Below are 25,671 nucleotides of genomic sequence, written 5' to 3'. Positions count from 1 at the left end.
TGCCGGGCTCTCTGCACGGCCGCTTGGGACCGGCCGGCACTCTCACTTGGCTCTACAAGTGGAGGTCCTGACTACGCTTTTCAAGCCACGCTAACGCCCGCGTTCCCCGGATGTGACAGCTTTATTACAACGGAACGCCAACACTATGAAGCGCGTGGCTGGACCGGCGCTTACCACTTCCGACCCGGCTAAAATACAAACGCCAACAATAGGCTTACGGAATCACGGCATCATTGCCAAGCACTCTCCCTTGCGCAACATCGGCAAAGGCAATTCCGGTCCCCACCGGCAAAATACTAACAGCGCCTTGCATGATTTTTCAAATAGAAAGGGGCCTGCCGATGGCAAGCCCCCAAAATAATCATAGGAAAGCCGCAAGATCACGCCGAAGCGTTGGCCTTTTCGTCCTGACGATCGGCATAGATGTAAAGCGGACGGGCCGAACCGCGCACCACTTCCTCCGAGATGACGACCTCGCGCACGCCTTCCAGCGTCGGCAGTTCGAACATCGTGTCGAGCAGGATCTTCTCCATGATCGAGCGAAGGCCGCGGGCGCCGGTCTTGCGGACGATCGCCTTGCGGGCGATTTCGCGCAGCGCATCCTCGTGGAAGGTCAGTTCGACGTCTTCCATCTCGAACAGGCGCTGATACTGCTTGATCAGCGCGTTCTTCGGCTCGGACAGGATCTGGATCAGCGCATCCTCGTCGAGGTCTTCGAGCGTCGCCAGAACCGGCAGACGGCCGATGAACTCGGGGATGAGGCCGAACTTGACCAGGTCTTCCGGCTCCAGTTCGCGCAGGACTTCGCCGACGCGGCGGTCGTCCTGGGCCTTGACGGTCGCGCCGAAGCCGATCGACGTCTTCTCGCCGCGGGCGGAGATGATCTTGTCGAGGCCGGCGAAGGCGCCGCCGCAGATGAACAGGATGTTCGTCGTGTCGACCTGCAGGAATTCCTGCTGCGGGTGCTTGCGGCCGCCCTGCGGCGGAACGGATGCAACCGTGCCTTCCATGATCTTCAAGAGCGCCTGCTGCACGCCCTCGCCCGAGACGTCGCGGGTGATCGACGGGTTGTCGGACTTGCGCGAAATCTTGTCGACTTCGTCGATGTAGACGATGCCGCGCTGCGCACGCTCGACGTTATAGTCGGCCGACTGCAGCAGCTTCAGGATGATGTTTTCGACATCCTCGCCGACATAACCGGCCTCGGTCAGCGTCGTCGCATCAGCCATGGTGAAGGGAACGTCGATGATGCGGGCGAGTGTCTGAGCAAGATAGGTCTTGCCGCAGCCTGTGGGGCCGACGAGCATGATGTTCGACTTCGCCAGCTCGACTTCGCCGTTCTTGGAGGCGTGCGCCAGGCGCTTGTAATGGTTGTGAACGGCGACCGACAGGATCTTCTTCGCCTGCCGCTGGCCGATGACGTATTCGTCGAGGACCTTGATGATGTCCTGGGGCGTCGGAACGCCGTCGCGGGACTTGACCATCGAGGACTTGTTCTCCTCGCGGATGATGTCCATGCACAATTCGACGCATTCATCGCAGATGAAGACCGTCGGTCCGGCAATCAGTTTCCGGACTTCGTGCTGGCTCTTTCCGCAGAACGAACAATAAAGCGTGTTCTTGGAGTCGCCGCCGTTGCTGCCGCTGACCTTGCTCATATCACTTTCCTTCCAGCACGCCGCATTTCAAGGCGAAATCGCGGTCCACTCTATCAGCTCCTGGCGGCACTCCGTTTCCGGAGCCTTTGCCGAGAAGGGCTTCAGGGGCTACGAACCGGGCCCAATCAATCATGTCCGGGTTCCGGCGGCAACGAATTCCCCTTCGAATGCCGAATGCTATGTCATAAAAATTCAACATAGCATTAATAGTTACTATTAGCGTCTTCGTCGCCTGTTGAAAGCCTTGTTCGATCACAAATGAGATAGAACTGTGGCGACGAAAATACCATCCCTATTAATTACTAGGCCTGCTCGCCTTCCATTTCGAGGCGCGACGTCAGAACCTTGTCGATCACGCCCCAGCTCTGGGCCTCGTCCGCATCCATGAAATGGTCACGATCGAGGGTCCTTTCAACTTCCTCATAGGTGCGGCCGGTGTGCTTGACATAGACCTCGTTGAGGCGGCGCTTCATCTTGAGGATGTCGCGGGCGTGGCGCTCGATGTCGGAAGCCTGGCCCTGGAAGCCGCCCGAGGGCTGATGCACCATGATGCGGGAATTCGGCGTGGCGAAGCGCATGTCCTTGTGGCCGGCCGCTAGGAGCAGCGAGCCCATGGAGGCGGCCTGGCCGATGCAGAGCGTCGAAACCGCCGGCTTGATGAACTGCATTGTGTCGTAGATCGCCATGCCGGCGGTGACGACGCCACCCGGCGAATTGATGTAGAGAGCGATTTCCTTCTTCGGGTTTTCGGCCTCGAGGAAGAGAAGCTGGGCGCAGACGAGCGTCGCCATATGGTCTTCGACGGCACCCGTCAGGAAGATGATGCGTTCCTTCAACAGGCGGGAATAGATGTCGTAGGAGCGTTCACCGCGGTTGGTCTGTTCCACGACCATCGGCACGAGGGCCATTGCGGTATCGACTGGGTTTCTCATGTGCGTCCTTTGTCAACGTCTCGCCGGCCGGCGCCGGGAATCAAAGAAAATGTCTTATCCCTACATAGAGTGTCCCGGCCCTCCTCTTCAAGACACGCATGAGGATAACGTTAAGAAGGCGGGGCAAGGCGGGTGTTCGGAGCCTCTTTCCCCCAAACACCTGTCGACGGCGAGCCCTCGGCGCCGTCTCCCCCGGCTTTTCTCCGTGACAGGATGAAGGAAGCCTTACTCCATTCGACGATGCTCACACACGTTTACCCGACGGAAAGCCTACCGGCAGATATCGGCCGAAAACCATGCCGCAGTGCCGCAACATTAAGGAAGTGGCGAACTTCCCTCGGCAAGGATGCGCCCCAACAGACGGGCCGACAGACAAGTGGCCGACAGATTAAGTCCGACGGGCAAGGGGTTGCTGCCGTGTTCAATATCGCTACAGGTCTCGCCATCTGGTGTTCGGAGGCCATGACGCTCGCTTTGGTGCTGTTCGTCGCCTGGCGCCACAATGTCCGGAACGAGGCCTATCTCTATTGGGGCCTAGGCTTCCTTCTGACCGGCATCGGCTTTGCGATGATCGCGCTGCGCGGCCAGGTGCCGAGCCTGCTGTCCATAGAGATCGGCAATGCCATCGCCCTGCTCGGCCAGAGCGCCTGGGTTGCGGGTTTTCTGGCGCTCGACCGCAAAAGGATCGAATGGTGGGCGCTGCTGCCGCCGGCGGTCTGGCTCGCCGGGGTCTTCCTGCCCTGGGTCAACAGCGACTATTCAAACCGGGTGGTGCTCTACAACCTCGCTTCGGCGACGGGCGCGACGGCGCTGGCGCTCGCGGTTGCCGCCGGCGACATGCGCCGCGAGCGCACCCGGATCAAGCTGATGGGCGTCTTCGTCATCCAGGGCTGCCTGTGCTTCGGCTCGGCGCTGACGATGGCGCTGACGCTGCCGAGCGATATTGAAGCAACCAATCTCGGCGGCGCCTCCGCCATGGCAAGCGCCTTCCTGCTGACCATCGCCTTCGCCTTCACCTGCCGGCTGATCATGGAACGCTCCGAACGGCACCTGCGCGCCCTCACCCTGACCGATTCGCTGACGGGCGTCCTCAACCGCCGCGGCCTGCTCGGCTATTTCGGCGCCATCCAGGAAAAAGCTCATGACGACCAGCGCCAGGTCGCGGTGATGCTCTTCGATCTCGACCATTTCAAGCGCGTCAACGACCGTTTCGGACACCAGTCCGGCGATGCCGTGCTGACTGCCTTCGCGCGGATGGCCCGCCAGTATATCCCGAACAACATCTTCGGCCGTATGGGCGGCGAAGAATTCGCAGCCTTCGCCGCCGTCGCCGACCAGACGGAAGCCGAGGCGATCGCCGAAGCGATCCGCACCGAATTCTGCCGTCTTCCCGTCAGCACCGGCGAAGCAATCGTCCCGGCCACCGTCAGCATCGGCATCGCGCTCGCCTCCTCGATCGAAGCCAATATCGACAAATTGATCTCCGCCGCCGACCGGGCGCTCTATGCGGCAAAGGCTGCCGGCCGCAACTGCACGGTCACCTTCGGCGAAGCGGAGGCCGCAGCGCCAGCGCCGGCCACGCCGAGCAGCACCGCCGGCGAACTGGTGCCGACGGTCGACGACCAGGTCGAAGCCCTGCGGCGCATGGGCACGCTGTCGCGGGCCGGATAGCGCCTGACCCCAAATATCGGAATCGATCCTCGGGGTTGCGAGCAAATCCTCAAGTGATGTCGCATCTCACCTAGCGCGCGGCCTGTCGGCCACGCATTCAGGAAGGCCCTCACCCCGCTTTTCGAGGCCCGGCAAATCCGCTAAGCCTCGGGGCATGATGATACCGCCCTTTCTTTCGATCGACCCTGCCCGCCGCCACGTCTCGCTGGACGGCCGCAACCCGGCCTTCTACGGCAACCCGAATGCCGTCTATGCCGCACTTCACGCCCATTGCCCGACCTTCTACTGGAGCGAGCAGAGGCAGTGGTTCTTCACCGGCTACGACCATGTGAACGGACTGCTGCGCGACCGCCGCTTCGGCCGGCAGATCCTGCATATCGCCAGCCGCGAGGAGCTCGGCCTTGCCGAGCCGATGCCGCATCTTGCCAGTTTCGATCTCTCGGAACGTTACTCCCTGCTCGAACTCGAACCGCCGGAGCACACGCGGCTGCGCACGCTCGTCAACCGCGCCTTCGTCTCCCGCCATGTCGAGAAGATGAAGCCGGAGCTTGCCGAACTCGCCAACCGGCTGATCGACGGCTTCGCTGAAAAGGGTGAGGTCGAGCTGCTTTCGGCCTTTGCCGACATCATCCCGGTGACGATGATCGCCCGCATGATCGGCATTCCAGAGGAGATGGGACCGCAGTTGCTCGCCTGGTCGCACGCCTATGTCCGCATGTACATGTTCGGCCGCACGCGCGAGCAGGAGGACGAGGCCGAACGGGCGGCGAAGGAATTTTCTGACTATGTCAGGACTGTCATCGCAGAACGCCGCGCAATCCCACGCGACGATCTGCTCACCCACATGATCCATACCGAGCACAAGGGCCAGTATCTGAGCGAGGAAGAGCTGATCTCGACGACGATCGTGCTGCTCAACGCCGGACATGAGGCGACCGTGCACCAGATCGGCAACTCGGTGCGCACCATCCTCGACAGCGGCTCAAATCCGGCGGAACTCTTCCGCGACGAAGCAACGACGGAGCGCACCGTCGAGGAAACCCTGCGCATCTGCGCGCCGGTTCACATCTTCCAGCGCTGGGCGCTCGAGCCCGCCGAAATCGATGGGGTCACCTTCCAGCGCGGCGACAAGGTCAGCCTCATTCTCGCCGCCGCCAATCTCGACCCGGCGAAATTCACCGATCCCCTCACCTTCCGGCCCGATCGCAACGAGGCGGCGAACCTCTCCTTCGGCGCCGGCATTCATTTCTGCATCGGCGCGCCGCTGGCGCGGCTGGAGCTCAACATCGTGCTGCCGATCCTCTTCCAGCGGCTTCCCGGCCTCAAGCTGGCAAAGACGCCCGTGGTCAAGGACGTCTACCATTTCCACGGGCTGGACCGGCTGGATCTGCGGTGGTGATCCAGCCCTCACGCATCAACCGTAGCGGCCGGTGATATAATCTTCCGTGCGCTTGACCTTCGGCGACTGGAAAATCTCGGCGGTCGGGCCGTATTCGATCAGCTCGCCGAGATACATGAAGGCGGTGTTGTCGGAGATGCGGCTTGCCTGCTGCATGTTGTGGGTGACGATGACGATGGTGAACTCGCCCTTCAGCTGCGCGACCAGCTCTTCGACCTTGGCGGTCGAGATCGGATCGAGGGCCGAGGTCGGCTCGTCGAGAAGCAGGACCTCAGGGCGTAGCGCCACACCGCGGGCGATGCAGAGACGCTGCTGCTGACCGCCGGAAAGACCGAGGCCGCTGCCCTTCAGCTTGTCCTTGACCTCATCCCAGAGGGCGGCCTGACGCAGCGCCTGCTCGACGCGGACGTCCATCTCGGCCCTGTTGAGGCGCTCATGGTGGCGAATGCCGTAAGCGATGTTGTCATAGATCGACATCGGGAACGGTACGGGCTTCTGGAACACCATGCCGACGCGGGCGCGCAGCTCGTTCATCGAGAAGCTGGGTTCGAGGATGTTCTTGCCGTCGAGCTTGATCGAGCCGGTGGCGCGCATCTTCGGATACAGCATGTAGATGCGGTTCAGAATGCGCAGCAGCGTGGACTTGCCGCAGCCGGACGGACCGATGAGGGCCGAGACCTGACGCTCGGGGAAGTTCAGGCTGACATCCTTGATCGCATGAGTATCGCCGTAATAGAAATTGACTTTCTCAAGCGCGATCTTGTCTCTGGCCAGGTGTTTTTCCGCCTTGCTGGCAGCATCGAAAGTGTCTGCGGACTGAAGCATCATTTCCCACCTTTTCGGTTGAGGACACAGCGCGATACGACGCTCAGGATCAAAACGACGGCGGTCATCACGAAGGCACCGGCCCAGGCGAGATTCTGCCATTGCTCATAGGGGCTCATAGCGAACTGGAAGATGACGACCGGAATGTTCGCCATCGGCTGCGACATATCCAGGCTCCAATACTGGTTGTTCAGAGCCGTGAAGAGCAGCGGCGCCGTTTCGCCCGAAATGCGGGCGATCGCCAGAAGGATACCGGTCAGAATGCCGGTGGACGCGGCGCGATAAAGCACGTTGACCGTGACCTTCCAGCGTGGGATGCCGAGCGACAAGGCTGCCTCGCGCATGACATCGGGAACCAGCCGCAGCATCTCGTCGGTGGTGCGCACCACGACCGGCAGGAAGATGAAGGCAAGCGCGATGCCGCCGGCAAAGCCGGAGAAGCGTGACGTCGGGCGCACGACCAACTCGTAGACGAACAGGCCGATGATGATCGATGGCGCCGAGAGCAGGATATCGTTGACGAAGCGGATTGCCTCGCCAAGCTTTTTGCCGCGTGAGAATTCCGACAGATAGGTGCCGGCCAGCACGCCGATCGGCGTGCCGATGACGACGGCCAGCACGACCATCAGCAGGCTGCCCATGAAAGCGTTGGCGAGACCGCCGCCGTCTTCGCCGGGCGGCGGCGTCATTTCGGTGACAAGACTGGGGCTCAGCGCCGACAGGCCGTGGATCAGCGTCGTCCACAGGATCCAGACCAGAAAGACCAGGCCGAACACGGTTGCGAGGCCGCAAAGCGTCAGCGCAATCGCGCTGCCGATCTGGCGGCGGCGGTAAAGGGAACCCGAATAGCTGGCCATATCACTCCCCTCTCTGTTTTGCCATGCGCACCAGCATGAGCTTGGCGGCCGCCAGAACGATGAAGGTGACGACGAAGAGGATGAGGCCGAGGGCTGCGAGCGACGACCTGTAGAGATCGTCGGAAGCCTCGGCAAACTCGTTGGCGAGCGTGGCGGCGATCGAGGTGCCGGGCTCCATCAGCGACACCGCGATATTGTGGGTGTTTCCGAGCACGAAGGTCACCGCCATGGTCTCCCCGAGGGCGCGGCCGAGACCGAGGAAGATGCCGCCGACGACGGCGGTGCGGGTGTGCGGGATAACGATATCGCGCACCACCTCCCACTTGGTCGAACCAAGCGCATAGGCAGATTCCTTCAGCTGCGCCGGGACGACGAGGAAAACGTCGCGCATGACCGAGGAGATGAAGGGGATGATCATCACCGCCAGCACGATGCCCGACGTCAGCATGCCAATGCCGAGCGGCGCGCCGGAGAACAGCGCGCCGATCACCGGGATCGGGCCCAGCCAGTCGATCAGCACCGGCTGAATGTAATCCGACATGAAGGGCGCGAAGGTGAAAAGACCCCACATGCCGTAAATGATCGAGGGGATGCCGGCGAGAAGCTCGACGGCGCCGCCGATCGGCCCGCGAATGGAGCGCGGCGCAACTTCGGTAATGAAAACCGCGATGCCGAGGCTGACGGGAACGCCGATGATCATGGCGAGCGCCGAGGTGACCAGCGTGCCGTAGATCGGCACAAGCCCTGCAAACTGCTCGGCGACCGGATCCCATTCCGTGCCGGTGAGGAAACCGAGGCCGAAGGTCCGGAACGCCTGAAACCCGCTCAAGGCCATGGAGATCGCGGCGGCCAGCAATGCCGCGAAAACAAACAGGCCGCAGCCCAAAACTATCCAATAGAAAATACGATCGCCGGTCGCGCCGTCGCGACGCTTCACGCTCGCTCCGGAGGCGGGCAGCGATGCCAATGCTTCGCTCATATCAAGATGCTCGACTGCTGAGGGGTATCAACGGCATTCGGGGCAGAAAGCTCGCTTTCCGCCCCGACCGCGTGTCTTGCAGGATCAGCCCTTGAACGAGGCCGTCCAGTAGTCCTCGATCTGCTTCACGACGGTTTCCGGAAGCGGAACGTAGTCGAGCGAGGAGGCTTCCTTCTGGCCGTTTTCGAGCGCCCACTTGAAGAAGGCGAAGGCAGCCTTGGAGCGCGCAGCATCCTTCGGCTCCTTGTACATGATCGCCCAGGTCGTGGCGGTCACCGGCCAGGCCTTTTCGCCCGGAGCGTTGGTCATGATCAGATAGAAGTCCTGAGCCTTGGTCCATTCGGCGCTGGCGGCAGCGGCCGAGAAGCTTTCGGCATTCGGCTTCGGATACTGGCCGGCGGCGTTCTGGATCAGGGCGTAGGGCAGCTTGTTCTGCAGGGCGTAAGCATATTCGACATAACCGATCGAATCCTTGACGCGGGTGACGTAAGCGGCGACGCCTTCATTGCCCTTGCCGCCAATGCCGACCGGCCAGTTGACGGCGGTGCCTTCGCCGACCTTGCTCTTCCAGTCTTCGTTGACCTTGGAGAAGTAGTTCGTCCAGTTGAAGGAGGTGCCCGAACCGTCCGAACGGTGGACGACGGCGATCTGGCTGTCGGGCAGCTTCAGGCCCGGGTTCAGATCGGCAATGGCCTTATCGTTCCACTTGGTGACGTTGCCGAGATAGATGTCGGCGAGAAGCTTGCCGGTCAGTTTCAGCTCGCCCGACTTGATGCCCTTGACGTTGATGACGGGAACGATGCCGCCGACGACGAGCGGGAACTGGCCGAAACCGCCATCGGACAATTCCTTGGGCTCGAGCGGCTTGTCGGATGCGCCGAAATCGACCGTTGCAGCCTTGATCTGGGCGATACCGCCGCCCGAACCGATCGACTGGTAGTTCAGCTTGTCGCCGGTCTGCTTGTTGTAGTCCGCAGACCACTTGGACAGCACCGGATAGACGAAGGTGGAGCCGGCGCCGGTGATATCGGCAGCCGACGCCGAAACCGCCAGAGCGGCAACCAGACCCGCACCGAGGCAGGCCGAGAGGAGTTTCCTGGTGAGCATGTGAAGCGCTTCCCTAATGGATTTGAAGAACGACGAGACCAGCGCCATGGCGGGGGTGTCCATTGTCTCGGGCGCTGAAATTCCCGTCACATCAGGCGGGCTAGGCGCGTATTATTACAGTTTGATGACGGCTTTTGACCGTTGAAACCGAATGCGCGGCCCTGCGTCAAACGCTCCGCTCGGCGCCTTCCATCGAATGCGGGATTTAACAAAGCCTTAGCAAAAACATCGGGATAGATTGACGCATGGCTGTGGTGGATTGCCGCAGCCGTGGCTGAAAATGGCGTTTCAGGCTTTTGAAATTCCGTCGAGCTTACCGGTCACCGCTCGGCGGGAATACCGGCAGCGCCATCATGCGGCCGACTCTTCTTCCAGCTTGCTGGAGATGTCGTGTGCCGACATCGGTCTTCCCATCAGATAGCCTTGAAGCTGATCGCAGCCGGCCTCGCGCAAGATCGCCGCCTGGCGGCTATTCTCGATGCCTTCAGCGGTCACAGGAATCTGCAAGGCGATCGCCAGCGAAATGGTCGCCCGAAGGACATCGGCGCCATTGGCGCCTTCATCGAGAGCGGAGACCAGCGAGCGATCGATCTTCATGCGATCGAAGCCGAACTGCCGCAAGGCGCCAATGCTGGCGTAGCCGCAGCCAAAGTCGTCGAGTGCGAACTTGATGCCGACGCGCTTGAGCTGGTCGATCGAGCGCCGGGCCTGATCCGGATTTGTCATCAGAACGCCTTCGGTGATTTCCAAGGTCAGGCGCTTCGGATTGAAATCGAGCTCCTGCAGGACAGAGATCACCTCGGCGGCAAATTCGGGATTGCAGAGCTGGACCGGCGAAACGTTCACCGACAATGCCAGATCCGGCCAGTTCTTGGCATGCTCGATCGATGTTCTCAGCATATGAACACCCAGCGCATCGATGAGGCCGCACCGCTCGGCGAGAGGGATGAAAATCTCCGGGCTGATGTTTCCTGTTGGGGTTCGCCAGCGCGCCAGCGCTTCCAGGCCGGTCACGGCGCCTGATGTGGCGGAGACGAGAGGCTGGAAAACGGCTTCGATTGCGCCGCTCTTGATGGCGCCCTTCAAGCGGCCTTCCAGTTCGGCGACCCGTTGGCGCTCCTGGTCGAGCTCGGGGTCGTACTCGACCGCCTGGCCTCTGCCATTTGCCTTGGCACGATAGAGCGCCATGTCGGCCCTGCGCAGAAGCTCCAAGGGCTCGACGCCTCCGTGGCGCGCCGCAGCGCCGATGCTTGCTCCGACTTCGATTGTTCGTCCGTCGATTTTGAAGGGTTCGGCAAACAGCGCCAGAATGGTTCTTTCCATATCTTCGCACGTGGCGGATCCAACATGCACCAGCGCAAATTCGTCGCCCCCCAGCCGGGCTGCGGCAAGAATTTCGGGGTGACAGGCCATCAGCGCCTTCGAGACCATTCGGATCAAATCGTCGCCCACCGCATGTCCCCAGGCATCATTGACGGCCTTGAAGCCGTCAAGATCGACCAGATAGAGCCGGAGTGGCGCAGCGTCCGAATCCTCGATGTCATCAAGCAGGCCGAGAAGCCCGTGCCTGTTCAACAGGCCGCTCAGGTTATCATGACCCGCTTCGAAAAGCGCTGCTTGCGCCAATTGGCGCAGGCGCCGCGCCTCGGACGCGCCGACCAGGAGAACGCCGACCAGGAACAGCGAAAGGATGGCGACAGAGGCCGCGAGATAAGGTGTTACCTGACGAAACACCGTGCTTCCCGGCGCTTTGCTCGGCCAGACGAGATAGCCGATGACGGCCCCCTTCATGTCCTTGATCGGCGTGTTCAGGAATTCCGGCTTTGGCGTCGCCTCAAGGTGCAGGCCTTCGAGTTCATGTTCGTTCGACAGCGCGTCGAGAACTTCTGATGTAAATTCCTTGTAGAAGCTCAACGTGCTGAGCTTCGGAAGCTCGCCGGCGGCCTCGAATGGCTGGATCGCCTGCGATGCGATCAGCGCGATACCGCTTTCGGTCTTGATAAAATTAACCACAGGCGCCTTCGCCGGATCGGCAGCAGCATTGATCTGGCGATAAAAGGCCTGGCCGAAAAACGCGCTCGGCTGGAAAGGCTTGCCTTTGGCATATGCGGAGACAACCGAACTCCGGTCGGGGCCGATCACGACCGCGCCGTCATAGAGCGGGTAATCCGCGCTGGTTTTTCCCCAGTTCTCATAGGCCCAATCCGCGGCGGTCGGCGATGAGGTCGCACGATAGGCATCATCCCATATGGCATTGTCCGTCGTTGTCCCGCTCAGGCGAGCCACGAACGCTCCGATCGCCGCGTCGGCGGCACGACTGGCCCTGGCGTCATCGATCTCGTTTGCCGACCGTGTAATCGTGACGACGACATGCGCCATAAGGCCGGTCAGCACGAGGGCGACGACAAGGAAGCAGACCGTTGTCGCGACGATGGAAGAGGTTTGAGTTCGAACGTGCCTACCCGCAAGATTCGACGACATGCAAATTCCGGAGAGATCGATTGCAAGACCATGTCTGTGAGACGGCAGGAGACATCATGTCCGCAATGCGCTGCGGATAAGATATAGCATTTTGACAATGTAGGCCCGATTAACGGGATTGGTCAAAAGCGTTCTATCAGGCAAAGAAGCACTGTCATCTGCAGAAAAACGGGCCATGATCGCCGCAAAGCGGGACAGGCGCGGCATCGTCAGCGTCGGTTTTCTGGCGCTGCTCAAACCTTGATCACATAGTCCTTGCGAGTCGTTTCAACGACTTCCCACGTTCCCTTGAAGCCGGGTCTGAGGATCATCCGGTCGCCCGCCTTCAGATGAACCGGCTCACCGCCCTCCTCCGTCACGATCGAATGACCGGACAGCAGGCTGAAATACTCCCATTCCTCGTAGACGATCCGCCACTTGCCCGGCGTCGCCTCCCAGATGCCGGAATAGAGGCCGCCTTCGGCCTCCTCCAGGCTCCAGGTGCGGAACTGCGGATCGCCGGAGATGATCCGCTCAGCCTCCGGGGCGCCGAACTCCGGTTCGACGCCATCGATGCTGAAGGTGATGAAATTTGCCGTGGTCGCCATGAATTCCTCTGATCTCAGATCTTCGAGAGCGCTTGCTCGAGATCGGCGATAATGTCCTTGACGTCCTCGATGCCGACGGAAAGGCGCACGACGTCGGGCCCGGCGCCGGCGACGATCTTTTGGTCGTCGGTCAGCTGCCGGTGCGTCGTCGAGGCCGGATGGATAACGAGCGAGCGGGTGTCGCCGATATTGGCAAGATGGGAGAAGAGTTCCAGCCCCTCGACCAGCGTCTTGCCCGCCTCGTAGCCACCCTTGACGCCGAAGGTGAAGACGGAGCCTGCGCCCTTCGGCGAGTAGCGCTGCTGCAGCGCGTGGTTCGAGTCGTCGTCGAGGCCGGCATAATTCACCCAGGCGATCTTGCTGTGGGCCTTCAGCCATTTTGCGACGGCGATCGCATTGTCGCTGTGGCGCTGCATCCGGAGCGGCAGCGTCTCGATGCCGGTCAGGATCAGGAAGGCGTTGAAGGGCGAGATCGCCGGGCCGAGATCGCGCAGGCCGAGCACGCGGGCGGCGATCGCAAAGGCGAAATTGCCGAAGGTGGCGTGCAGGACCATGCCGTTATATTCCGGCCGCGGGCTCGACAGCATCGGGTAATGGCCTGACTTCGACCAGTCGAAGGTGCCGCCGTCGACGATGAGGCCGCCCATGGAATTGCCGTGGCCGCCGAGAAACTTCGTCAGCGAATGCACGACGATATCGGCGCCGTGCTCGATCGGGCGGATGAGATAAGGTGTCGCCATCGTATTGTCGACGATCAGCGGTAGACCATTGCGATGCGCGACATCGGCAATCGCGGCGATATCGACGAAGGTGCCGCCGGGATTGGCCAGGCTTTCGATGAAGATGCCGCGCGTCTTGTCGTCGATCTGGCTTTCGAAGCTTGCCGGATCGGCGGGATCGGCCCAGCGCACCTGCCAGCCGAAATTCTCGAAGGCGTGGCCGAACTGGTTGATCGAGCCGCCATAGAGCCGGTTGGCGGCGATGAAATTCTCGCCGGGGCGCATGATGGTGTGGAAGACGATCATCTGCGCGGCATGGCCGGAGGCGACGGCAAGTGCCGCCGTGCCGCCCTCGAGCGCCGCCACGCGCTCCTCGAGCACCGCCTGCGTCGGGTTCATGATGCGGCTGTAGATGTTGCCGAAGGCCTGCAGGCCGAAGAGGGCGGCGGCATGATCGGAATCATCGAAGACGAAAGCGGTCGTCTGATAGATCGGCGTGACCCGCGCGCCGGTCGCCGGGTCGGGCTGCGCGCCGGCATGGATCGCCAACGTGTTGAAACCCGGATCGTTCTTGGCCATGTCGTCCTCCAGTTATTGCTGACGCGAGAGATCATAGCCTCTCGCTTGCGAAAGTTAATCGCGATCCATTTCACCCTTGGGCGTTCGGTGGATAACCCGTCTCGGCGGACCGCAACTCAGGTCGTGAGATCAGGCAATGAGACGGGGGTACTCGATCGCCGGGCAGCGGTTCATCACCACCTTGATGCCGGCGGCCTCCGCCTTTGCTGCAGCCGCATCGTCCCGAACGCCAAGCTGGGCCCAGATGACCTGCGGCAGCGGGCTCAGCGCCAGCGCCTCCTCGACGACGCCGTCCAGATATTCGGCGGCGCGAAACACGTCGACCATGTCGATCGGCACGGGAATGTCGGCGAGCCGGGCATAGACGGTGCGGCCCTGGATCTGTTTGCCCGCCTGCCCCGGATTGACGGGAATGACCTCGTAGCCGCGCGACAGCAGATAACCCATGACGCCGTTGCTCGGACGCGCCGGATTGGGCGAAGCGCCGGTCAGTGCGATGGTCTTTACGGAATGCAGGATTCCGGCGAGATAATCATCCGTATAGGCGTCGTGGTTCATGGTCGCTTCTCCATATCCCGAAAGCCCTCCGGCTCGGCCCGCAGTTTTTCTGCGTTTCCGTGAAACCGGCTGCGTGGCTTTTCCGTATATATGATTGGATGCCCTCTGAGGATGATTCGATGAAAAAAATCGCTCTTGCCCTCACTCTTGTGCTCGCCGCATCGCCGGCGCTGGCGATCTCGCGCTACAATCCGCTCACCATGAGCTGCGCCAGCGTGCGCGCCGCCATCCACAATCAGGGTGCCGTCATCTTCCGTTACCAGTCGCCGCGGGGCTTGCCGCTTTACGATCGCTATGTCCGCAACAGCAATTATTGTGATGCGACCGATTATGCGGAGTGGACGCATATCCCCTCGAAAGACAATCCCCGCTGCCCGGTCCTGAACTGCCAGAGCATCGACAACCTTGACGGGATGCTTTTCGTTCCGCATCATCAACTCTGACAGTTTCACCATCCTGACGGCCGCAGGAACCGTCCGTCATTCGCGGTTGCGAGAGGCCTGGGTTCAATCCCGTGGTGCGCTTTCCCAGAGATTTCACAATCAAAAGCTTTAAATTTCCGGTATGTCAAAGTTATAGAATAGTATCTGTATTTCAGCAGCATAGAATAATCGGTCGCCTAACTCCTGCAGACAGTTTCTTCTTTTGTTCGCGATAATGCCGCCGTCTGTTCTCGCGTCCATTAGAAACATCTCATAGTTGAAACGATCGTGTGGATTGAACGCATGTCGAGCGCACGTAGAAATTGCTCCAATGCACCGCAATTGTTTCCATACTGAAAGAATGCTATTCGACATATGAACGCGTCCACGACCGCCGCCATGTATTTTCGTGCAAATCCCAGTTGTCTTTTCAGGAATTTGAAACGCCGACGGCAAGGCGTTTTCCGCCTCCCTCATCTTTTCCGGATTTACTCCCTTGCCACTCGACGTCATCCTGCTCGTTCTCTTCGGCGCACTGCTGCATGCGACATGGAACGCCATCGTCAAGGCCGGCAGCGATAAGTCCCTCGATGCGGCGCTGATCTCGGCCGGCGGCGCGGTTTCAGCGCTGCCTTTCCTGGCATTTCTTCCGTTGCCGCAAAGCGCAGCCTGGCCGTTCATCGGCATCTCGGCCATCCTGCAATTCGCCTATTTCCAGCTGGTGGCCGCGGCCTACCGGGCCGGCGATATCGGCCTCGTCTATCCGCTGATGCGCGGTTGCGCGCCGCTGCTGATTGCCGCGACAAGCGGCTTCATCCTGAAGGAAAATCTTTCCGCCGGCGCTCTTGCGGGGACGATGACGATCTGCGCCGGCGTCCTGACACTCGCGCTGGAGGCACGGCGCGGCAGCAGCCGCGCCGTCCTGCTCTCGCTTGCCAATGCCTTTGTCATCGCCAGCTACACCTATGTCGACGGCATCGGCGCACGCATCTCCGGCAATGCGGTTTCCTACACTTTGTGGATGTCGCTGCTGCCGCCGGTGCTGCTGTTTTCCTGGGCAGCCTCCCAGCGCGGCGCTGTCGCCGTGGCGCGGCACGTCCGTCGCAACTGGTGGCGCGGCCTCATCGGCGGCGCCGGCTCGATCGCTTCCTATGGGCTGGCGCTCTGGGCGATGACAAGAGCCCCGGTCGCAACCGTCGCAGCACTGCGCGAAACCGCGATCCTCTTTGCGCTGGTGATCTCGATCACCGTGTTCAAGGAAAAAGCCAGCATCTGGCGCTACGTCGCCGGCGTCGTCATCGCAATCGGCGGGCTGGTTCTGAAACTGGCGTGAATCATTCGCCTTTCCATGCCGGCGTACGCTTGCCGAGGAAGGCGCCGATGCCTTCCTGCGCATCCTGAGTCAGCATGTTGTCGACCATCACTTTGGCGGCATAATCATAGGCCGCCTCGACCGGTAGTTCGAGTTGGCGGTTGAAGGCTTCCTTGCCGATCTTCAAGGTCAGCGGCGACTTGCTGGCAATCACCCCCGCATATTTGAAAACCACCTGCGCCAGATACTGCTTCGGCACGATGCGGTTGACGAGGCCGAAATCCTTGGCGGTCGAGGCGTCGATCGTCTCACCGGTCAGCAGCATTTCCATCGCCTGCTTGCGGTGCGCGGCACGGGAGACGGCCACCATCGGCGTCGAACAGAACAGGCCGATATTGACGCCCGGCGTGCAGAATGTCGAAGTGTCGGTGCAGATTGCCAGATCGCAGGAAGCGACGAGCTGGCAGCCGGCCGCCGTTGCCAGCCCATCGATCTCGGCGATGACGGGCTTCGGCAGATGCGCGATCTTCAGCATCAGATCGGCGCAGAGCCGGAAGGCCCTCTCGAAGAAAGCGGCTCCCTGATCTTCATCGGCGCGATGGGCGGTGAGTTCCTTGAGATCATGGCCGGCGGAAAAGACGTTGCCGGTCGAGGCGATGACGACAACGCGCACATCCGCATCCGATCCGGCCTTCTGGAGCTCGGCCATCAGCGCTTCGAGAAGCGCGATCGAAAGCGCATTGGCCGGTGGGTCGTTGAGCACCAGGCGCAGCACGCCGTCGCGCAGCGAGCGGAGCAGCAACCCATTCGCCCTGTCTGTGTCCGGGAAGGATACGATTTCGGCCATGATGCTGCTCCCTGCGCTCGCTCGATTCCAAGCAAACGTTTTGCCACAAGGCGCCGGCAATTTCGAGCAGGATCCGCTCTTTCCGCGGCGGCCGCAGTCAAGACCAGAACCAGGATTTCGATATCTCGGCCTTCGCCTCCGCACGGGTCAGGCCGACATCGCAAAGCTCGTCATCGGTGAGCTCGCAAAGCGTACGGCGGCTGCGGCGCTTTTCCAGGCGATGCTCGATGGCCGCCAGCAGCCACCGGCCCCAGCGCGCCGCCCGGCGAATTTTCGATCGAACGAGATCGCGAGACGTTTCAAGGATGTCGCTCAATTCCATGGCCATCTCTTCTGCCTTTCTTCAACACGCGAAGGATGACTGGAAAATCTCATGAAGGAAGCTTATGGATATTATCGTACCCATAAGGAAATCTTTGGTATGGCCCTGAACCTCGATCAGCTCGCAACCTTCGTTAACGTCGCCGATCTCGGAAGCTTTACGGCCGCCGCCGACAAGGAGAGACTGACGCAACCGGCCGTCAGCCTGCAGGTCAAGGGGCTCGAGCAGCGGCTCGGCGTCCGGCTGATCGAGCGTATCGGGCGGCGAGCGCAGCCGACCGCGGCAGGCCTCGATCTGCTCGTGCATGCAAGGCGACTGCTGCAGGAATCGGCCGCCGCGGAAGAAGCGATGATGCCCTACAGGGATGGCGCCAGCGGCCGCGTGCGCATCGGCAGCGGCGGCACGGCGTCGATCCACCTGCTTCCTCGTGCCATTGCCGCCGCGAGAAAGTCCATGCCCGGCCTCGAAATCACCGTGCGCATCGGCGATGCCGACGACGTCCTGCGCGATCTGGAGGCCAACAGCCTCGACATTGCCGTCGTTGCCCTGCCGGCCTCGGGGCGCAACTTCGAGATCGAACCGTTCTACGAGGAGGAATTGCTGGCCGTCGCTCCCGCCGGCAGCCTGATACCCGACGGTGGACCGGACGCCGCCTTCATGCGCGACAGGACGCTGCTGCTTTATGAGGGCGGCAATACGAGGCGGGCAATCGACGCGTGGCTGGCCGCACCGGACACCAGTATTCGGCCGGCGATGGAATTCGGCAGCATCGAGGCGATCAAGGAACTGGTGGCCGTCGGCCTCGGCTGGTCGATCCTGCCGGGGCTGGCGCTGAAGCGCGACCGCGCCGGCCTGGTGACGACGTCATCGCTGCAGCCGAGGCTCACGCGCCGCCTCGGCATGGTTCTGCGCCGGGACAAACATCTGACACGCGGCCTTCGCGAAATGGTGAAATGCCTGCGCGCGTTCAAAGATTAGCCGCCGCTTTCGACCGTGGCGTCAAACCCTGCAGGAGAAAAGCGTCAGACACGGCAGATCTTCAGCCGATAAATATGTGGTAACATAATACCATATATCTAACTTATTGTTTTCGCTTGTGTATTTTTCCAATCCTCGGGAACGTCGATATTGACCCGATGTCACATTCCCTCTATACACCGCCCCAGAACGCAGCCTGTCCGGGCTGCTTTCTTTTTGGCATGCCGCAAGCCTGCCAATCCAAGCAACAAGAAACGCCCTTCAAGCCCTCGGGCCAAGGGTCCCAAAAGAGAGTATTCACTATGGCAACCTTCTCCCAGAAGCCTGCAGAGGTGGAGAAGAAGTGGGTGATCATCGACGCCGAAGGGCTGGTCGTTGGCCGTCTCGCTTCCATCATCGCTATGCGTCTGCGCGGCAAGCACAAGGCAACCTTCACGCCCCACGTTGACGACGGCGACAACGTCATCGTCATCAATGCCGACAAGGTGGTTTTCACCGGCAAGAAGTATTCCGACAAGGTCTACTACTGGCACACCGGTTTTGCCGGCGGCATCAAGGAGCGCACCGCGCGCCAGATCATCGAAGGCCGCTTCCCGGAGCGCGTCCTCGAAAAGGCCGTCGAACGCATGGTTCCGCGCGGCCCGCTCGGCCGTCGCCAGATGAAGAACCTGCGCGTTTACGCCGGCTCCAACCATCCCCATGAAGCCCAGCAGCCGGTCGCCCTCGACGTTGCCGCGCTCAACAAAAAGAACGTAAGGAGCGCCTGATCATGGCTGACCTCTCCTCCCTGAAGGATCTCGGCACTGTTTCCGAAGCTGCTGCTCCGGCCCACGTCCGCAAGGTCGATTCGCTCGGCCGCTCCTATGCGACCGGCAAGCGCAAGAACGCCGTCGCCCGCGTCTGGGTCAAGCCGGGCTCCGGCAAGATCATCGTCAACGGCAAGGAATTCGCGGAATATTTCGCTCGTCCGGTGCTGCAGATGATCCTGCGCCAGCCGATCGTTGCGGCTGCCCGTGACGGCCAGTTCGACATCATCGCAACCGTTGCCGGCGGCGGCCTGTCCGGCCAGGCCGGTGCTGTTCGCCACGGCCTGTCCAAGGCGCTCACTTACTTCGAACCGGGCCTTCGCTCGGTGCTGAAGAAGGGCGGCTTCCTGACCCGTGACAGCCGCGTCGTCGAACGCAAGAAGTACGGCAAGGCAAAGGCCCGCCGCTCGTTCCAGTTCTCCAAGCGTTAATCGCTTCGGACAGACGGAATTACGAAGGCCGGGGCAACCCGGCCTTTTTTGTTTTGCGCCCTGCGGCGGCCTCCCGGGAAGGCGGCCTGACGAACTGCTGCGGAATAGCGGCCGCTCGAAAGCCAAGAACGGCCGTCAAGCGAAGGATTGCTTGAAATCTCGCTCCACCTCGCCTACCCCTTTCCTGCCCCGAAAGGAAACATCCGTCCTTTCGGGAGATCAGGCAAACCTGACCGCCCGGCGCAGCTTATTTCGTCGCCCGGCGGTTTGGTCGCGACCGGTGACCGGCCGATATAAGGTCGACATCGAACGCGACTATGGTTTAGCGCCCATAGAGAAGGAGCCCCCTCTTGGCGAACAAGTCCATTGATCATGCCTTTACCGCCACCAGCCTCACCTCCGCCGCCGGCGACCCGACCTTTGCCGGAGCGCTGTCCTTCATGCGCCGCCGCTTCACCAAGGAACTTGCCGGCGTCGACGTTGCCGTCTGGGGCATTCCCTTCGATGCCGCGACCTCGAACAGGCCAGGCACGCGCTTCGGACCGCAAGCAATCCGGCGCGCCTCGGCAATCTTCGACAATGATCCGCAATATCCGTTCAACCGCGATCTCTTCGCCGAGATGGCGGTGATCGACTACGGCGATTGCCTGCTCGACTATGGCAATCATCAGGATACGCCCGCGGCCATCGAACGCCAGGCGAACGCCATCCTCGACAGCGGCGCCTTTTTGCTGACGCTCGGTGGCGATCACTACGTCACCTGGCCGCTGCTGAAAGCCCATGCGGCAAAACATGGACCGCTGGCGCTCGTGCAATTCGACGCGCACCAGGACACCTGGTTCGACGAAGACCGACGCATCGACCACGGCTCCTTCGTGGCACGGGCCGTCCGCGAGGGCATCATCGATCCCGACCGCTCGATCCAGATCGGCATCCGCACCCATGCGCCCGAGGATTGCGGCGTCAATATCCTCTACGGTCATCAGGTTGAGGAGATGAGCGCCGGCGACATCGCTTCGGCGATCATCTCCCACACCCGCGGTGCGCCGGCTTATCTGACCTTCGATATCGATTGCCTCGATCCGGCCTTTGCGCCGGGCACCGGCACGCCGGTGGCCGGCGGCCCGTCGAGCGCCAAGATCCTCTCGGTGCTGCAGCGCCTGCACCAGCTCGATATCCGCGGCGCCGATGTCGTCGAGGTATCGCCGCCTTACGATCATGCCGATATCACCGCCATTGCGGGGGCGACGGTGGCGATGTATATGCTGGGGCTTCATGCCGAGCGACGCGCCATCGCCGTGTCACAAGGCTGACTTATCATCGCTCAAATTGAATCCGGAAACCTTCAGAACCCATTGAAAGCGCAGGTTTAACATGGCACCGAAAATCTTCATCGACGGCGAACACGGCACGACGGGTCTGCAGATCCGCACGCGCATGGCCGGCCGCCGCGATGTCGAGCTTCTGTCCATTCCAGAAGCCGAGCGGCGCAACGCCGCCCTGCGCGAGGACATGCTGAACAGCGCCGACATCGCCATTCTCTGCCTGCCCGACGACGCCTCCAAGGAAGCGGTGCAGATGGTGTCGGCCAACAACAATGTGCGCGTCATCGACACCTCGACCGCCTTCCGCGTCAATCCCGGCTGGGCCTATGGCTTTGCCGAAATGGACGGCGCCCAGGCCGACAGGATCAAGGCCGCTCGTTTCGTCGCCAATCCCGGCTGCTATCCCACGGGCGCGATCGGCCTCATCCGGCCGCTGCGGGCCGCCGGCATTCTGCCGGACGGTTATCCGGTCACGGTGAACGCGGTCTCCGGCTACACCGGCGGCGGCAAGCAGATGATCGCGCAAATGGAAAATCCGGACCACCCGGATGCGATCACCGCGCCGCATTTCCTCTACGGCCTGCCGCTGACCCATAAACATGTACCCGAGATGACCGTGCACGGCCTGCTCGACCGCGCGCCGATCTTCTCGCCGTCGGTCGGCAAGTTCGCGCAAGGCATGATCGTGCAGGTGCCGCTGCACCTCGACGATCTCGCCGAGGGCACGACGATGGAGGCCATCCATGCCGCCCTCGTCGCCCATTATGCCGGCCAGGATATCGTCAGTGTTGTGCCGCTCGCCGAAAGCAAGGCCCTGCCCCGCGTCAACGCCGTCGAGCTCGAAGGCAAGGACACGATGAAGCTCTTCGTCTTCGGCACTGCGGGTGCTTCGCAGGTGAACCTCGTGGCGCTGCTCGACAATCTCGGCAAGGGCGCATCGGGTGCCGCCGTCCAGAACATGGACCTGATGCTCGCCTCGTAAGGCGGGAGCGGCGGCATCGACGTGATGCCGCTCACGCTTTATGTCGATCTCATCATCATGATCTCGCGGCCGCTTGCCTCGGCGGCCGCGCATCGCTTTCGGCTCGAACATCGGCAACGATTGGGCTATGAGAGCGGGCCTTCCTCGCCTGCCGTTCCCGAATCACGGAGTCTGATGTCATGACGCTCGATGCGCTGGTCGATGGCGTGCACGCATGGTTTACCGCTGCCCTGCCCGACCATGGCATCTATGCGCTGATGGCCTTTGCCTTCATCGCCGGGCTCGCCCGCGGCTTTTCGGGCTTCGGCGCCGCCCTGATCTTCGTTCCGATCGGCGGCGCGATCGTCGGGCCGAAGCTGATCTCACCGATCCTGCTCGTCATCGACGGCATTGCCTCACTCGGGATGATCCCGCCGGCCTGGCGCGGCGCCAACCGGCGCGAGGTCTTCGTCATGGCGGCAGGTGCTGCGCTCGGCATCCCGGCCGGCACGACGATACTGGCGTTGCTCGACCCGCTGGTGCTGCGCTGGAGCATCACGATCATCGCCATCTGCCTGCTTGCGCTGCTGGTGTCGGGATGGCGCTATCATGGGGAGCCATCCCCGCCGCTGACCAGCGGCATCGGCTTGATCGCCGGGCTTTTCAGCGGCGCCGCGCAGCTCGGCGGGCCGCCGGTTGTCGCTTATTGGCTCGGCGGCAAGAGCGACTTCACCCGCGTCAGGGCGAATGTCGTGCTCTATTTCTCGATTTCGAGCGTGTTCAGCGCCATCAGCTATTATTTCGGCGGACTGTTCGTGCCTGCCGTCTTCGCGCTCACCGCCGTCATTGTGCCGAGTTATGCGGTAGGCCTCTACGGCGGCTCGAAACTGTTCGGGCTCGCCGAAGAGCGGACCTTCCGCATCGCCTGCTATGTCCTGATCGCCGCCGCGGCGATCATCGGCATGCCGCTGCTCGACGGCGTGCTGCGGTAGACCCCAGCAGCGCCGAGCTTCAATCGTGCTCGGCGATCATCGTCCCGTGCGGGTATTCGCCGTAAAAACCGCGCCAGTTGGCGACGGCGAAACCGAAAACAACGAGCGCGCCGGCCTGATGCAGCAGGCCCCAGTGCAGCGGCACCTGCATCAGCAGCGTGGCAATGCCGATCGCCGCCTGCAGCGTCACCAGCGCAAAGAGCAGCACGGCGCGGCGTGCATGGGTGGTCCAAGGTGCTGCGCGCAGCGCAATCACCATATTGATCAGCGTCAATGCGAAGAGCGTATAGGCGCCGATGCGGTGGATGAACTGCACCGTCTTCGGGTTCTCGAAGGCATTGATCCAGAAGGGTTGCTGGATCATCAGATCGGAGGGGATGACGGCGCCATCCATCAGCGGCCAGGTATTGTAAGAAAAACCGGCGTCGAGCCCCGCCACCAGGGCGCCGAGATAGATCTGGAACAGCGCGAAAATAGCGATTGCGGCGGCAAAACCGCGCGAGCTTCGTGCCGGCGCCGGATCGTTGGAATGTGGCGAGAGACCGCGCATGATCCACATGCAGCCGGCAAAGATCAGGCAGGCCATGACCAGATGCGTCGCCAGCCGGTACTGGCTGACATCGGTGCGGACCGACAGGCCAGAGGACACCATCCACCAGCCGATGAAGCCCTGAAGGCCGCCGAGCGCCAGGATGCCGACGAGCGGCCAGCGCAGGCGCTTCTCGATCCGCCCGGTCAGCCAGAAATAGAGGAGCGGCAGCGCGAATATCACGCCGATGCCACGGGCGATCAGCCGGTGCGCCCATTCCCACCAGAAGATGCCCTTGAACTCGTCGACGGTCATGGAGCTGTTCAATTGCTGAAATTCGGGAATGCGCTGGTAGAGGCGGAACTCCTCCTCCCATTCGGCGGCCGAGAGCGGCGGGATGACGCCGTGGATCGGCTTCCACTCGGTGATCGACAGGCCGGAATTGGTCAGCCGCGTGGCGCCACCGACGAGCACGAGACAGAAGAGCGCCAACAGCACGAAACCCAGCCAGAAGCGCAAGGCGCGGCGGTCGCGGTTCTGCTTGCGCACTTCGCTCAGGATCGCCTGTTCCGTGGTCGGGTTTGCGACGGCCATGATGTCTCCTTCTATCCGGCAGTTGATTTGCCCCACCGGCTCATGCAAAACAAGCCCCGAACCTTTGCGGCATGCCGTCGCGCCGGTTCGTCCCGTCCCTGCCGAGAGATAACCGATGCCCATCCGCCTTCGCAAATTCATCGGCACGATCCTTATCATCGTGCTCGTGCTGGTCTATGCGCTGGTGGCGAATACGATTGCGGTGGCAACGCTCGGTAACGCGCCCTGGTGGGGCCACCTGCTCTATTTCCTGCTCACCGGCCTGCTCTGGGTTCTGCCGGCAATGGTGATCATCAAATGGATGGCCGGACCGCGGCAGCGCTAAAGCGCGTCGCGATCTTTCAGATTCGCTTGTCGCGCTTTAGGTCTTTGTTTTTACGCATGTCGTTGTCGCAAAACCGCTGCACACTTTTGCGCGACATGCTTTAGGGCCATTAACGGCCGAATAACCGTGATCGGCGGAAAACCTCGCCCATCGCGTGCGAGTAAACCAAATATACGTCCTGCATTCCTACCTTCCCGTTCAGCATTTTTGACCGGAGAAAACCCGTGCAGACGAAAAAGCTCGATGTTCATCGACAGCCGTCCGAGGACGCGGCGCCGGCCGATATGGTCATTTCGCGCCTGCGCCAGCTGAGTATGAAACTCGCCATGGCTGAAATCGACATCGAAGTCTTCGACACGATGCAGCCGCTGGAGGAGGAGTGGCGGGCACTGGAGCGCGACAATCTCCAGTCGCTGCATCAGAGTTACGACTGGTGCGCGGCCTGGGTGAACGCCTTTCAGCGGCCGCTTGCAATCCTCAAAGGCACCTATGGCGGCCAGGCCGCGTTCATTCTGCCGGTCGAGATCGTCAAATCCCGCGGGCTCATTGTTGCAAAATTCATCGCCGCCGATCACAGCAACATCAATACCGGCCTGTTCTCGGAAGGCTTTGCCGAAACCGGTGGGACCATCGATCCTCACGACTTCGCCGGCCGGCTGCAGCAGGCGCTGAAGGGTCGCGCCGATCTGCTGCTGCTGCAGAACATTCCGCTGGAATGGCGTGGGCGGAAGAGCCCGCTTGCCGGGCTGCCGATGGTGCGGAACCAGAATCATGCCTACCAGCTGCCGTTCCTCTCCACTTTCGAGGAGACGCTGAAGCAGATCAACGCCAAGAACCGGCGCAAGAAATTCCGCGTTCAGTCGAAACGTCTCGAGGCGGCCGGCGGCTTCGAATACGCTATCCCCGAGACATCGGAGGAACAGCACCGTCTGCTCGATTTGTTCTTCCGCCTGAAGAGCGTCCGCTTCGCCAGCCTCGGCCTGCCTGACGTCTTCGCCGACCAGGAAACGCGGACCTTCCTGCACGGCCTCATCGACAAGCGGGATGACGGCAGGCCGTATTTCGGGCTGCAGATGCATGTGCTGCGGCTCAAGGGCGGGCAGGAAGAGCGGATCGCGGCGATTTCAGGGATTTCGCGCAAGGGCGACCACATCATCTGCCAGTTCGGCGCGATCGACGAAGAACTCGTGCCGGATACCAGCCCCGGCGAATTCCTCTATTGGCAGACCATCTCGGGACTGCATGGCAAGGGTATCGCACTGTTCGATTTCGGCCTCGGCGACCAGACCTACAAGCGTTCCTGGGCGCCTGTCGAGACCGCGCATTACGACGTGGTGCTGCCGGTCTCGCCGTTCGGCGTCGCCGCCGGCGCTGCCCACCGGATCGTCACCCGCGGCAAAGCGCATATCAAGGCGCGCCCGAAGCTCTACAAATTCGCCCAGAGCATCCGGGCACGGATCGGCTAACCGTTCAGG

At 61.8% G+C, this 25,671-nt stretch carries 25 protein-coding genes; 12 read left to right on the top strand and 13 right to left on the bottom strand.

What is annotated here, in order from left to right; translation table 11 throughout:
- Positions 1-380: 380 nt before the first annotated feature.
- Positions 381-1,658 (bottom strand): ATP-dependent Clp protease ATP-binding subunit ClpX, encoded by a 1,278-nt coding sequence (gene clpX / locus CO667_RS06730; protein ID WP_097617640.1) that lies wholly within the window; start codon positions 1,656-1,658, stop codon positions 381-383.
- 302 nt (positions 1,659-1,960) lie between these two features.
- Complete coding sequence (gene clpP / locus CO667_RS06725) at positions 1,961-2,590, bottom strand: ATP-dependent Clp endopeptidase proteolytic subunit ClpP (protein WP_097617639.1); 630 nt, start codon at positions 2,588-2,590, stop codon at positions 1,961-1,963.
- A gap of 417 nt (positions 2,591-3,007) precedes the next feature.
- On the opposite strand from clpP, the gene CO667_RS06720 reads away from it, so the two are divergent.
- Together CO667_RS06720 and CO667_RS06715 are read left to right on the top strand one after the other, a co-directional pair.
- Entirely contained in the window at positions 3,008-4,261 is a 1,254-nt protein-coding gene (locus CO667_RS06720) for a GGDEF domain-containing protein (RefSeq protein ID WP_097617638.1), read from the top strand.
- Positions 4,262-4,415: 154 nt separating this feature from the next.
- Entirely contained in the window at positions 4,416-5,660 is a 1,245-nt protein-coding gene (locus CO667_RS06715; protein ID WP_097617637.1) for a cytochrome P450, read from the top strand.
- 15 nt (positions 5,661-5,675) lie between these two features.
- On the opposite strand, the gene pstB is transcribed toward CO667_RS06715, so the two are convergent.
- From pstB to CO667_RS06675, 8 genes are all read right to left on the bottom strand, one after another.
- Positions 5,676-6,485, bottom strand: a complete 810-nt coding sequence (gene pstB, locus CO667_RS06710) for a phosphate ABC transporter ATP-binding protein PstB (RefSeq protein ID WP_097617719.1) — start codon at positions 6,483-6,485, stop codon at positions 5,676-5,678.
- Positions 6,485-7,342 (bottom strand): phosphate ABC transporter permease PstA, encoded by an 858-nt coding sequence (pstA, locus tag CO667_RS06705; protein WP_097617636.1) that lies wholly within the window; start codon positions 7,340-7,342, stop codon positions 6,485-6,487. Before pstA ends, pstB begins: the two co-directional genes overlap by 1 nt.
- Position 7,343: 1 nt before the next feature.
- Positions 7,344-8,321: a phosphate ABC transporter permease subunit PstC gene (gene pstC / locus CO667_RS06700; protein WP_097617635.1), complete on the bottom strand. Its 978-nt coding sequence runs from the start codon at positions 8,319-8,321 to the stop codon at positions 7,344-7,346.
- A gap of 84 nt (positions 8,322-8,405) precedes the next feature.
- Positions 8,406-9,428 (bottom strand): phosphate ABC transporter substrate-binding protein PstS, encoded by a 1,023-nt coding sequence (pstS, locus tag CO667_RS06695; protein WP_097617634.1) that lies wholly within the window; start codon positions 9,426-9,428, stop codon positions 8,406-8,408.
- 351 nt (positions 9,429-9,779) lie between these two features.
- Positions 9,780-11,909: a bifunctional diguanylate cyclase/phosphodiesterase gene (locus tag CO667_RS06690; protein WP_097617633.1), complete on the bottom strand. Its 2,130-nt coding sequence runs from the start codon at positions 11,907-11,909 to the stop codon at positions 9,780-9,782.
- A 233-nt stretch (positions 11,910-12,142) separates the two neighbouring features.
- Complete coding sequence (locus tag CO667_RS06685; RefSeq protein ID WP_097617632.1) at positions 12,143-12,496, bottom strand: cupin domain-containing protein; 354 nt, start codon at positions 12,494-12,496, stop codon at positions 12,143-12,145.
- A gap of 14 nt (positions 12,497-12,510) precedes the next feature.
- Entirely contained in the window at positions 12,511-13,794 is a 1,284-nt protein-coding gene (locus tag CO667_RS06680) for an O-acetylhomoserine aminocarboxypropyltransferase (protein ID WP_097617631.1), read from the bottom strand.
- A gap of 129 nt (positions 13,795-13,923) precedes the next feature.
- Positions 13,924-14,352, bottom strand: a complete 429-nt coding sequence (locus CO667_RS06675; RefSeq protein ID WP_097617630.1) for a CoA-binding protein — start codon at positions 14,350-14,352, stop codon at positions 13,924-13,926.
- Positions 14,353-14,471: 119 nt separating this feature from the next.
- On the opposite strand from CO667_RS06675, the gene CO667_RS06670 reads away from it, so the two are divergent.
- Positions 14,472-14,795: a hypothetical protein gene (locus tag CO667_RS06670; protein WP_097617629.1), complete on the top strand. Its 324-nt coding sequence runs from the start codon at positions 14,472-14,474 to the stop codon at positions 14,793-14,795.
- A gap of 475 nt (positions 14,796-15,270) precedes the next feature.
- A complete protein-coding gene (locus CO667_RS06665; protein ID WP_097617628.1) occupies positions 15,271-16,107 on the top strand; it encodes an EamA family transporter in 837 nt (278 codons plus the stop codon).
- Position 16,108: 1 nt separating this feature from the next.
- Here the strand turns inward: CO667_RS06665 and CO667_RS06660 are convergent, their stop codons facing one another.
- Both CO667_RS06660 and CO667_RS06655 read right to left on the bottom strand, forming a co-directional pair.
- On the bottom strand, positions 16,109-16,933 hold the full coding sequence (locus CO667_RS06660) for an enoyl-CoA hydratase (protein ID WP_097617627.1): 825 nt from the start codon (positions 16,931-16,933) through the stop codon (positions 16,109-16,111).
- A 97-nt stretch (positions 16,934-17,030) separates the two neighbouring features.
- A complete protein-coding gene (locus CO667_RS06655) occupies positions 17,031-17,261 on the bottom strand; it encodes a DUF1127 domain-containing protein (protein ID WP_097617626.1) in 231 nt (76 codons plus the stop codon).
- 93 nt (positions 17,262-17,354) lie between these two features.
- Here CO667_RS06655 and CO667_RS06650 point away from each other — a divergent pair, with 93 nt between their 5' ends.
- The 6 genes from CO667_RS06650 to CO667_RS06625 all read left to right on the top strand — a co-directional run bounded on the left by CO667_RS06650 (position 17,355) and on the right by CO667_RS06625 (position 22,748).
- Positions 17,355-18,233, top strand: a complete 879-nt coding sequence (locus tag CO667_RS06650) for a LysR family transcriptional regulator (RefSeq protein ID WP_097617718.1) — start codon at positions 17,355-17,357, stop codon at positions 18,231-18,233.
- 302 nt (positions 18,234-18,535) lie between these two features.
- Positions 18,536-19,000 carry a 50S ribosomal protein L13 gene (gene rplM, locus CO667_RS06645; RefSeq protein ID WP_010069368.1) on the top strand — a complete coding sequence of 155 codons (465 nt, stop codon included), beginning with the start codon at positions 18,536-18,538 and terminating at the stop codon, positions 18,998-19,000.
- A gap of 2 nt (positions 19,001-19,002) precedes the next feature.
- Complete coding sequence (rpsI, locus tag CO667_RS06640; protein WP_003573972.1) at positions 19,003-19,470, top strand: 30S ribosomal protein S9; 468 nt, start codon at positions 19,003-19,005, stop codon at positions 19,468-19,470.
- A 350-nt stretch (positions 19,471-19,820) separates the two neighbouring features.
- Positions 19,821-20,783, top strand: a complete 963-nt coding sequence (speB, locus tag CO667_RS06635; RefSeq protein WP_097611103.1) for an agmatinase — start codon at positions 19,821-19,823, stop codon at positions 20,781-20,783.
- Between the two features lie 61 nt (positions 20,784-20,844).
- Positions 20,845-21,777 (top strand): N-acetyl-gamma-glutamyl-phosphate reductase, encoded by a 933-nt coding sequence (gene argC / locus CO667_RS06630; protein WP_097617625.1) that lies wholly within the window; start codon positions 20,845-20,847, stop codon positions 21,775-21,777.
- Between the two features lie 179 nt (positions 21,778-21,956).
- Positions 21,957-22,748 carry a sulfite exporter TauE/SafE family protein gene (locus CO667_RS06625; protein WP_097617624.1) on the top strand — a complete coding sequence of 264 codons (792 nt, stop codon included), beginning with the start codon at positions 21,957-21,959 and terminating at the stop codon, positions 22,746-22,748.
- A gap of 19 nt (positions 22,749-22,767) precedes the next feature.
- Here the strand turns inward: CO667_RS06625 and CO667_RS06620 are convergent, their stop codons facing one another.
- The gene (locus CO667_RS06620; RefSeq protein WP_097617623.1) at positions 22,768-23,871 is read right to left on the bottom strand and encodes a COX15/CtaA family protein; all 1,104 of its coding nucleotides are present in this window, start codon (positions 23,869-23,871) and stop codon (positions 22,768-22,770) included.
- A 115-nt stretch (positions 23,872-23,986) separates the two neighbouring features.
- On the opposite strand from CO667_RS06620, the gene CO667_RS06615 reads away from it, so the two are divergent.
- Together CO667_RS06615 and CO667_RS06610 are read left to right on the top strand one after the other, a co-directional pair.
- Positions 23,987-24,196, top strand: a complete 210-nt coding sequence (locus CO667_RS06615) for a DUF2842 domain-containing protein (RefSeq protein ID WP_097617622.1) — start codon at positions 23,987-23,989, stop codon at positions 24,194-24,196.
- Positions 24,197-24,420: 224 nt separating this feature from the next.
- A complete protein-coding gene (locus CO667_RS06610; RefSeq protein WP_097617621.1) occupies positions 24,421-25,662 on the top strand; it encodes a GNAT family N-acetyltransferase in 1,242 nt (413 codons plus the stop codon).
- Positions 25,663-25,671: the final 9 nt, after the last annotated feature.

This window comes from Rhizobium sp. L43 (assembly GCF_002531725.1).
Classification (GTDB): domain Bacteria; phylum Pseudomonadota; class Alphaproteobacteria; order Rhizobiales; family Rhizobiaceae; genus Rhizobium.
The sequence above is the reverse complement of the archived record's forward strand: the minus strand, read 5'-3'. Positions and strand labels throughout refer to the sequence as shown.

Excerpts from the sequence above, each read along its gene's own strand:
- CO667_RS06650 (WP_097617718.1), top strand. The coding sequence starts at position 17,355 with ATGGCCCTGAACCTCGATCAGCTCGCAACCTTCGTTAACGTCGCCGAT.
- CO667_RS06620 (WP_097617623.1), bottom strand. The coding sequence starts at position 23,871 with ATGGCCGTCGCAAACCCGACCACGGAACAGGCGATCCTGAGCGAAGTG.
- CO667_RS06715 (WP_097617637.1), top strand. The coding sequence starts at position 4,416 with ATGATGATACCGCCCTTTCTTTCGATCGACCCTGCCCGCCGCCACGTC.
- rplM (WP_010069368.1), top strand. The coding sequence starts at position 18,536 with ATGGCAACCTTCTCCCAGAAGCCTGCAGAGGTGGAGAAGAAGTGGGTG.
- pstC (WP_097617635.1), bottom strand. The coding sequence starts at position 8,321 with ATGAGCGAAGCATTGGCATCGCTGCCCGCCTCCGGAGCGAGCGTGAAG.
- CO667_RS06670 (WP_097617629.1), top strand. The coding sequence starts at position 14,472 with ATGAAAAAAATCGCTCTTGCCCTCACTCTTGTGCTCGCCGCATCGCCG.
- CO667_RS06625 (WP_097617624.1), top strand. The coding sequence starts at position 21,957 with ATGACGCTCGATGCGCTGGTCGATGGCGTGCACGCATGGTTTACCGCT.
- CO667_RS06680 (WP_097617631.1), bottom strand. The coding sequence starts at position 13,794 with ATGGCCAAGAACGATCCGGGTTTCAACACGTTGGCGATCCATGCCGGC.
- CO667_RS06685 (WP_097617632.1), bottom strand. The coding sequence starts at position 12,496 with ATGGCGACCACGGCAAATTTCATCACCTTCAGCATCGATGGCGTCGAA.
- pstB (WP_097617719.1), bottom strand. The coding sequence starts at position 6,485 with ATGCTTCAGTCCGCAGACACTTTCGATGCTGCCAGCAAGGCGGAAAAA.
- CO667_RS06690 (WP_097617633.1), bottom strand. The coding sequence starts at position 11,909 with ATGTCGTCGAATCTTGCGGGTAGGCACGTTCGAACTCAAACCTCTTCC.
- CO667_RS06660 (WP_097617627.1), bottom strand. The coding sequence starts at position 16,933 with ATGGCCGAAATCGTATCCTTCCCGGACACAGACAGGGCGAATGGGTTG.
- clpP (WP_097617639.1), bottom strand. The coding sequence starts at position 2,590 with ATGAGAAACCCAGTCGATACCGCAATGGCCCTCGTGCCGATGGTCGTG.
- clpX (WP_097617640.1), bottom strand. The coding sequence starts at position 1,658 with ATGAGCAAGGTCAGCGGCAGCAACGGCGGCGACTCCAAGAACACGCTT.
- CO667_RS06615 (WP_097617622.1), top strand. The coding sequence starts at position 23,987 with ATGCCCATCCGCCTTCGCAAATTCATCGGCACGATCCTTATCATCGTG.
- argC (WP_097617625.1), top strand. The coding sequence starts at position 20,845 with ATGGCACCGAAAATCTTCATCGACGGCGAACACGGCACGACGGGTCTG.
- pstA (WP_097617636.1), bottom strand. The coding sequence starts at position 7,342 with ATGGCCAGCTATTCGGGTTCCCTTTACCGCCGCCGCCAGATCGGCAGC.
- pstS (WP_097617634.1), bottom strand. The coding sequence starts at position 9,428 with ATGCTCACCAGGAAACTCCTCTCGGCCTGCCTCGGTGCGGGTCTGGTT.
- rpsI (WP_003573972.1), top strand. The coding sequence starts at position 19,003 with ATGGCTGACCTCTCCTCCCTGAAGGATCTCGGCACTGTTTCCGAAGCT.
- CO667_RS06675 (WP_097617630.1), bottom strand. The coding sequence starts at position 14,352 with ATGAACCACGACGCCTATACGGATGATTATCTCGCCGGAATCCTGCAT.
- CO667_RS06655 (WP_097617626.1), bottom strand. The coding sequence starts at position 17,261 with ATGGCCATGGAATTGAGCGACATCCTTGAAACGTCTCGCGATCTCGTT.